We start from the raw sequence: 1,291 nt of genomic DNA, 5'->3' as shown, positions 1-1,291 counted from the left end.
GACGACCCAGCCGCGGCTCCCCCTCCTCCCCGACGGACGCCCCCGCACCGCACCCGGCGCGGGGGCGCCGTCGTGCGCAGGGAGCGTACGCCGTACCCTCCGGGCGGCCGGGAGCGTACGTCCGTACCCTCCGTACGCCCGAGAGCGTACGATCGTACGCATGACGACGGACCACTTCGCGGGCGATCCGCGGACGAACCTGGAGCGGATGCTCGCCGGCGACCTCTACATCGCCGACGACCCGGAGATCGGCCGCCGGCAGGAGCGCGCCATGCGGCTCGCCGCCCGCTACCAGGCCGCATACCTGGACGAGCGGGACCAGGCCAGGGCGGTCCTGGCCGAACTCCTCGGCTCGGTCGGCGAGGACGTGGAGATCCGCCCCCCGCTCCACGTCGACTACGGCAGCAACATCAGCATCGGCGCCCGTACCTTCGTCAACTATCACCTCACCGCGCTGGACGTCGCCGCCATCACCGTCGGCGAGGACTGCCAGATCGGCCCGAACGTCCAACTCCTCACGCCCACCCACCCGGTGGAGCCGGGGCCCCGCCGCGACAAGCTGGAGGCGGCGCGGCCCATCACCATCGGCGACAACGTCTGGCTCGGCGGCGGCGCGATCGTCTGCCCCGGCGTGACCATCGGCGACAACTCGGTCATCGGCGCCGGCGCGGTCGTCACCAAGGACATCCCCGCGAACGTCGTGGCGGTCGGCAACCCGGCCCGCCCGGTCCGCTCCCTCTGAGCGCATGGCCACCGGACACACCGACCCCCGCCGCCGCGAACGGATCCTCGCGGCGGCGCTCGACCTGATCGCCGAGGAGGGCGTCGCCGGCGTCTCCCACCGCAAGATCGCCGCGCGCGCCGGGGTCCCGCTCGGCTCGATGACGTACCACTTCACCGGCATCGACGAGCTGCTCCTCGAGGCGTTCACCGGGTACGCCGACCATGTGGTCGCCGTCTTCGAGCAGCACCTCGCGGGCGCCACCACCCCGGAGGAGGCGCGCGAGGCGGTCACCGACCTCGTCCACACCCTCTCCGGCGGCCCGCGCCGCGACCTGATCCTGGTCCAGGAGCTGTACACGCTGGCGGCCCGCCGGGAGCCGTACCGCGCCCTGTGCGCCCGCTGGATGCGCCGCAGCCGCACCCTGCTGGAAGCACACTTCCCGCCGGACACGGCCCGCCACCTGGACGCCCTGATCGAGGGCCTCACCCTCCACCGAGCCCTGGACGACGATCCACCGGAACGGCCGGTGACGCGGGAGGCGGTGGGGAGGGTCACGGGGGAGAGGTG

2 protein-coding genes are annotated in these 1,291 nt (G+C 73.7%); both read left to right on the top strand.

Annotated features, from left to right (window positions below):
• Positions 1 to 160: 160 nt before the first annotated feature.
• Complete coding sequence (locus CCN29_RS34260) at positions 161 to 742, top strand: sugar O-acetyltransferase (protein ID WP_086686338.1); 582 nt, start codon at positions 161 to 163, stop codon at positions 740 to 742.
• Positions 743 to 746: 4 nt separating this feature from the next.
• A partial coding sequence (locus tag CCN29_RS34255) for a TetR/AcrR family transcriptional regulator (protein WP_031063529.1) occupies positions 747 to 1,291 on the top strand: 545 nt, incomplete at its 3' end.

The organism is Streptomyces pseudogriseolus (assembly GCA_002154585.1).
GTDB lineage: Bacteria > Actinomycetota > Actinomycetes > Streptomycetales > Streptomycetaceae > Streptomyces > Streptomyces pseudogriseolus.
The sequence above is the reverse complement of the archived record's forward strand: the minus strand, read 5'-3'. Positions and strand labels throughout refer to the sequence as shown.

What these genes read in the sequence shown, in the direction of transcription:
- CCN29_RS34260 (WP_086686338.1), top strand. Translation starts at nt 161, where the DNA reads ATGACGACGGACCACTTCGCGGGCGATCCGCGGACGAACCTGGAGCGG.